The sequence below is a fragment of the Gemella sp. zg-1178 genome (assembly GCF_018790995.1).
Lineage (GTDB): Bacteria > Bacillota > Bacilli > Staphylococcales > Gemellaceae > Gemelliphila.
Map to the genome: position 1 here is coordinate 108423 of NZ_JAHKEI010000004.1, position 7162 is coordinate 115584.

Below are 7162 nucleotides of genomic sequence, written 5' to 3' on the forward strand. Positions count from 1 at the left end.
TAATTTTTTATAGTTGTAAGTGTTATTATATCATATAATAAGATTATTCAATACTATATTTAGTTTTAGTTTCTGATATTTTATCTCTAATTTCTGCAGCTTTTTCAAATTCAAAATTACCAGCCGCAGTAAACATTTCTTTTTCTAATTCTTCTAAATATTTTTTAATGTCAGAAATTGTAGTTTTATCTTTTGATTTATCAATTTTTTCTTCGAGGTCATTGTATTTTTCTTTTTTAACTCCTATAGAATCACTTATGTCTTTTATAATTGTTTTTGGAGTAATATTATGAATTTTATTATATTCTTCTTGTATTTCTCTTCTTCTTGTAGTTTCTTTGATTGCCTTATTCATACTACGAGTAATAGTATCTGCATACATTATTACTCGACCGTTAGAATTTCTTGCAGCTCGTCCTATAGTTTGGAGAAGAGCTTTGTCGCCACGTAAAAATCCTTCTTTATCTGCATCTAGTATTGCAACCAAAGATACTTCTGGAATGTCCAAACCTTCTCTTAAAAGATTTATTCCTATCAGTATATCAAATTTATTTAAACGTAAATCTCTAATTATTTCTGTTCTTTCTAATGTTTTAATATCTGAATGCAAATATTTTACTCTTAGTCCATTTTCTTTTAAATAGTCTGTTAAGGCTTCTGCCATTTTTTTTGTTAGTGTGGTTACTAAAATTTTCTCTCCATTTTTAATTATTTTTTCTGCTTCTTTAGTTAGGTCAAAGATTTGATTACTTACAGGACGAATTTCTATAATCGGGTCTAATAATCCAGTCGGTCTTATAATTTGTTCAACAATATTGTTACTTATTTCTAATTCATAATCTCCTGGTGTTGCAGAAACAAAAATTACTTGATTTAATTTTTTTTCAAATTCTTTAAAGTTTAAGGGTCTATTGTCTAGTGCAGATGGTAATCTAAAACCGTAATCGACCAAAACTTTTTTTCTTGCTTGGTCTCCGTTGTACATACCCCTAACTTGAGGAATTGTTACGTGCGATTCGTCAATAACTAATAACCAATCATCAGGAAAATAATCTAAGAGAGTGTAGGGAGTAGAACCGATATCTCTTAAAGTTAGATGAAGTGAATAATTTTCGATACCTGAACAAAATCCCATTTCTTCTAACATTTCTAAGTCATAATTAGTTCTTTGTTCCAAACGTTGATATTCTAATAATTTATTTTCTAATTTTAATGTTTTTAATCTCTCGTCTAGCTCTTTTCTTATTCTTTTAATTGCTTCTTTGGTAGTTTCATCTCCAGCAATAAAATGACTTGCAGGAAAAATTGTTACATATTCCATCTCATATAAAATTTCTCCTGTTAGTGAATCTATTTCTCTTATTCTATCTATTTCATCACCAAACATTTCTATTCTTATTGAATTTTCACTTTTGGAAGCTGGAAAAATTTCTATAACATCACCACGCACCCTAAAATTACCACGAGAAAAATCTATGTCGTTTCTAATATATTGAATACTAATTAATTTTTCTAATATTTTATTTCTTGAAATTTCCATTCCTACTCTTAGATGAAGTTGCAATGATTGATATTCCTCTGGTGAACCTAAACCGTATATGCAACTAACACTTGCAACAATTATTACATCATTTCTTTCAAATAATGAAGCTGTCGCACTGTGTCTAAGTTTATCTATTTCGTCATTGACTGAAGAATCTTTTTCTATATAAGTGTCAGTTGAAGGAACGTAGGCTTCTGGCTGATAATAATCATAATAAGAAACAAAATATTCAACTCTATTTTCTGGGAAAAATGCTTTTAATTCGTTATAGAGTTGGCCAGCCAATGTTTTATTATGGGCAAGAACCAAAGTTGGCTTGCCAGTATTTTTAATAATATTGGATATGGTAAAAGTTTTTCCTGTTCCAGTTGCACCTAGTAAGGTTTGATATTTTTCTCCATCAATAATTCCTGCTGTTAATTTTTCTATTGCTTGTACTTGGTCTCCTTTGGGAGAATATTTACTTTTTAATATGTAGTCGTAATTTTTTTTATTCAATAGTAACTCCTAAAATTAATAAAATTTTTTCACATATAATTATATAATGAAATTACATCTAAATCTATGAAAAGAATTTAAAATAATATTATGAAAAATAGTCTATTTAATGTTATAATTTTAATATTATTTGTTTAGGAGAAAATTATAATGAATTGGATTGAAATTAGTATACATACTACAAAAGAAGCGAGCGAAATAATAGAAGCAATTTTATTAGATTATAATTCTACTGGTATTTATGTAGAAGACCCATCTATCTTATCAGAAAATTTAGATGATAATTTTGGAACAATAGTCGGTGTAGAGAAAAAAGATTTTACTAGTCAAGGAGTTATTGTCAAAGGCTATATAAATGAATTAAATTTTACAGATGAAATTTTTAATAATTTAAAAACAGAAATTAACAATTTATCAGAATTTATAAATATTGGAAATTTTTACAGTTTTAAAACTAAAATAATTCAAGATGCAGATTGGGAAAATTCTTGGAAAGAATATTTTGATGTGTTAGATATAGGAAAAAATTTTGTAATAGTTCCAACTTGGCGTGAATATAAAAATACGGATAATAAATTTATTATAAATATTGATCCAGGTATGGCATTTGGAACTGGAGGACACGAAACAACATCTTTATGTATAAAAAATTTAGAAAAGTATGTAAAAAATGATTATGACTTAATAGATGTTGGTTGTGGAAGTGGAATATTAACCATAGCAGCTAGCCATTTAACAAAAGGAAAATTAAAGGCAGTAGATTTAGATAAAATGGCTGTGAATGTTGCAAAAGAAAATTTTGCTTTAAATAATATTTCTGATAGGGTAGAAGTAGAAGCAGCTAATTTACTAGAAAATGAAACTGCAAGTTATGATGTTATAGTGGCGAACATTCTAGCCCACATAATAGAATTAATGCTTAATGACGTTTATAAACTTTTGAAAGAAGATGGATATTTTATAACATCTGGAATTATCAAAGATAAGAAAGAAGAATTAATTAAAAAAGCACTTGAGGTAGGATTTAAATTACTTGAAGAAACAAGTGATAATGAGTGGTATTCTTTAATATTCACAAAATAAAACTCGTACGATATAAATAGAAAAATAAAATAAATACTTAAATTGTTTATTTTTTGTTTTAATAAAAGAAAATATCTGTTAAAATAGTTTGTATATTGATGATTTAAAAGGAGAATTAAAATGATAGAAAGATACTCTACAAAAGAAATGCAAGAAATTTGGTCAGAAGAAAATAAATTTAAGGCTTGGTTAGAAGTTGAAATACTTGCTTGTGAAGGGTGGAGCCACTTAGGACAAATCCCCAAAGAAGATGTTGCTACATTACGTGAAAAAGCATCTTTTGATATTAACAGAATATACGAAATTGAACGAGAAACTAGACATGACGTTATAGCTTTTACAAGAGCAGCAAGTGAAACTTTAGGTCAAGAAAAAAAATGGGTTCATTACGGTCTAACTTCTACGGATGTGGTTGATACTGCCTACGGTTATTTATACAAACAAGCAAATGAAATAATAAGAACTAAAATAATAAAATTAATAGAGGTTTTAAAAGAAAAATCTTATCAATATAAAAATACATTTATGATGGGTAGAACTCATGGTGTTCACGCAGAAATAACAACTTTCGGTTTGAAAATGGCTTTGTGGTATGAAGAAATGAATAGAAATTTAGAACGTTTTAATATCGCAGCAAAACAAGTAGAAGCTGGTAAAATATCTGGAGCTGTTGGAACTTACGCCAACATTCCGACATATATACAAGATTATGTTTGTGAAAAACTTGGAATAAATTCTAGTAAAATTTCTACACAGGTACTACAAAGAGATAGACATGCACATTATTATTCTACATTGGCTTTAATAGCTAGTAGTATAGAAAAATTTTCAGTAGAAATAAGACATTTGCAAAGAACTGAAGTTAGAGAAGTCGAAGAATTTTTTAGAAAAGGGCAAAAAGGGTCAAGTGCAATGCCCCACAAAAGAAATCCTATATCATCAGAAAATATGTCAGGTTTAGCTAGAGTATTAAGAGGTTACATGCTTACTTCATTTGAAAATATTGCTTTGTGGCATGAAAGAGATATTTCTCATTCTTCAGCAGAAAGAATTATCTCAGCAGATGCAACTAATCTTATGGATTACCAACTTACAAGATTTATAAATACAATAAGTAATTTAACAGTTTTTGAAGAAAATATGGCAGAAAATATAAATAAAACTTATGGCGTAATATTTTCTCAAAGAATTATGCTTAAATTGATAGAAAAAGGAGTTTCAAGAGAAAGTGCCTATGACCTTGTGCAACCTAAGGCAATGCATGCTTGGGAAAATAAAATTTTATTCAAAGATTTACTAATAAAAGATAATGAAATAATGTCTTATTTATCGAGTGAAGAGTTAGAAGATTGCTTTAATTATAAATATCATATATCTAGCTTAGAGGAAATATATGCAAGAGTGTTTGGATAAAAATTTTAAAGATAATTTTTCAAATGCAATACCAATTTTAGAAATTTTAGAAAATCATGGTTACTTGGCATATTTTGTAGGCGGTTGCGTTAGAGATTATCTATTGGGTAAAAAATTTTCTGATATAGATATAACAACATCAGCAAAACCAGAAGAAATAAAATTAATTTTTCCAAAAACATTTGATACGGGTATAAAGCACGGAACAGTTACAGTTATATTCAATAAGCAACAATATGAAATAACAACATTTAGAAGTGAAAAAAATTATATTCAGCACAGATTTCCAGAAGATGTAGAATTTATTACAAGTTTACCTTCTGATTTAGAACGCAGAGATTTCACGATAAATGCAATGACACTGGATAAAAATGGAAATTTATTAGATTTGTATAGCGGAAAATCTGATTTATCAAATAAAATAATAAGAACTGTTAATGAAGCAAATGAAAGATTTAATGAAGATGCTTTAAGAATGTTAAGGGCTTTTAGATTTGTTGCAAAATTAAATTTTAGTATTGACCAAGATACATATTTAGCGATATGCAAAAATAAAGAATTAATAAAATTTATATCAATAGAGCGTATAGTTGCTGAATTTAAAAAATTATTTCAAGGATGTGCAAATAAACATGCTATGAAACTTATTATAGAAAGTGAATTAAATAAATACATTCCTTTTTTCAATAAAGTTAAAGAATATACAGATTTTTGTTGTTTTAAATTTGAGCAGGCAATATTTTATTTGTTAGATAAAAATAATATTGAATTTGCTGATGTCAAAAAATTAAAATTATCTAAAGATGAGTATAAGGAAATTAAAAACTATATTACTATTAAAGAAATGTTTGAAGAAAATACACCTTTAAAAAATATACTTTATAGTAATAATATTGAAGATGTTTTATTTATAATTAAAATTTATAATTTTTGTACAGAAGAAGATATTTTAAATATAAATTTACCAATAAAGTCATTTACTGATATTGATATTGATAATAAACAAATAATGCAAATTTTTCCAAATAAAAAACCTGGTTCGTGGATAAAAGATATTAATAAGATAGTAGTAAATGCAATACTTGATGGAATATTAGAAAATAAAAATGAAAAAATAAAAGAATTTATAAAAAAAGAAGTGAGGTTATAGTTATGATAAACACTTCTTTTTCAGTAGTCGATATAGAAGTTACGGAAGAAAAAGAAATTATACAAATAGCTATTTTAAATTTAGATAAAAATTTGAAAATTATAGGTGAATTTAATTATTATTTTAAACCTAAAAATGAAATATCTCCCTTTTTGGTTAATTTAACAGGTATAACTAATGAAATGTTAGAAAACCAAAAAAGCTTTTCTGATTTGGCAGAAGAAATATATGACAAATTAAAAAATTCAAGTTTAATTTGCCATGGAGTTTTACAAGATTATTCAATTTTAAAAGAAGAATTTTTAAAAGCGAATATATATTACAAGCCTAAGTCTATGATAGATACGGTAGACTTATGTAAAATATTTTTTCCATCCTTAAGTAGCTATAAATTATCAGAGTTGGCTGAAAATTTAGGAATAAATGCTAATGGAGATTATCATAGGGCAGATACAGATGCTTTTGTAACTTATGAATTATTATTTACGATATTAAAAAAAATAGCAAGATTCCCAATGAATAATTATCAAAAAATAATTGATTTGCTGAAAAACTATTCTTATGATATGTATTTTTTTATAAATAATTATAAGGGGATATTTATAGACAATAATTATAAAGAAGATTTATTTATTGTAAATAATATCAGCTTTAGAAAAATAATTATAAAAAGTGGTAATAATATTTCTAATAAAAATCTTTATATTACATCTATTCCAGAAGAAAAATATATCAGTAAATGTATTAAAGATAGCAATTCATATACAATAATTAAAAATTATTCAGAATATATTAACTTGAATTTTTTGGATAATATAGAGAAAAAATATGATTTTAATACTAATATTAATCAACTTTTATACATGAAAATATTAGTTTGGATTGCAGAAACAAAACAGGGAGATTTATCAGAATTAAATTTAGATTATAATGAGAAAGTAATAGTTGATTATTTTAGAGCTAAAAATAAAAAAGAAAATTACTATTACAATAAAGCATTAGAAGTTTCTAAAAGCACGTCTTTTTTAGTTACAAACTATAAAAGTTTATTAAATTTAATTATTGAAAAAGAATATGAAGATTGTAATTTAATATTTGACGATAAACATATAATGGGATTAGAAATTAGAAAACTTTTTGCAGAAGAAATATATTTTAAAGATATATTAACAGAGTTAAATAAAGTTTATTCTAAATATAATAATTTAAAAATAAAAAACCTTAGGGATAATTTAGAAATTTTCATAAAAAATCTACATGAAATTTATGTTAAAGACAATTTATCTTTATATAAAGATTCAATAGAAATTATATTACAAGAGTTAGCTACTATTAATGAAGATTTTATAAGATTAAATTTCAAGTTAATACATACTTCTAAATTTTTAAAAAAATTATATTTTATTTTAAATTTTTCTAATATGGGATATTATAAATTTGTAATAGTAAATAATCCTAATTCTTTTTATTTAAAA

At 25.3% G+C, this 7162-nt stretch carries 5 protein-coding genes; 4 read left to right on the top strand and 1 reads right to left on the bottom strand.

Annotation, left to right across the window (positions count from 1 at the left end; translation table 11 throughout):
- Window positions 1–43: 43 nt before the first annotated feature.
- Window positions 44–2017 carry an excinuclease ABC subunit UvrB gene (uvrB, locus tag KMP12_RS01795; RefSeq protein WP_371741369.1) on the bottom strand — a complete coding sequence of 658 codons (1974 nt, stop codon included), beginning with the start codon at window positions 2015–2017 and terminating at the stop codon, window positions 44–46.
- Window positions 2018–2191: 174 nt separating this feature from the next.
- Between uvrB and prmA the strand changes: the two genes are divergently transcribed.
- From prmA to KMP12_RS01815, 4 genes are all read left to right on the top strand, one after another.
- Window positions 2192–3124 carry a 50S ribosomal protein L11 methyltransferase gene (gene prmA / locus KMP12_RS01800; RefSeq protein WP_252344657.1) on the top strand — a complete coding sequence of 311 codons (933 nt, stop codon included), beginning with the start codon at window positions 2192–2194 and terminating at the stop codon, window positions 3122–3124.
- Between the two features lie 120 nt (window positions 3125–3244).
- Window positions 3245–4537 (top strand): adenylosuccinate lyase, encoded by a 1293-nt coding sequence (gene purB, locus KMP12_RS01805; protein ID WP_215756025.1) that lies wholly within the window; start codon window positions 3245–3247, stop codon window positions 4535–4537.
- Window positions 4518–5687, top strand: a complete 1170-nt coding sequence (locus KMP12_RS01810) for a CCA tRNA nucleotidyltransferase (RefSeq protein ID WP_215756026.1) — start codon at window positions 4518–4520, stop codon at window positions 5685–5687. Before purB ends, KMP12_RS01810 begins: the two co-directional genes overlap by 20 nt.
- A 2-nt stretch (window positions 5688–5689) precedes the next feature.
- Window positions 5690–7162 (top strand): exonuclease domain-containing protein (locus KMP12_RS01815; protein WP_215756027.1); only part of this gene is annotated, 1473 nt, incomplete at its 3' end.

What these genes read in the sequence shown, in the direction of transcription:
- prmA (WP_252344657.1), top strand. Translation starts at nt 2,192, where the DNA reads ATGAATTGGATTGAAATTAGTATACATACTACAAAAGAAGCGAGCGAA.
- purB (WP_215756025.1), top strand. Translation starts at nt 3,245, where the DNA reads ATGATAGAAAGATACTCTACAAAAGAAATGCAAGAAATTTGGTCAGAA.
- KMP12_RS01810 (WP_215756026.1), top strand. Translation starts at nt 4,518, where the DNA reads ATGCAAGAGTGTTTGGATAAAAATTTTAAAGATAATTTTTCAAATGCA.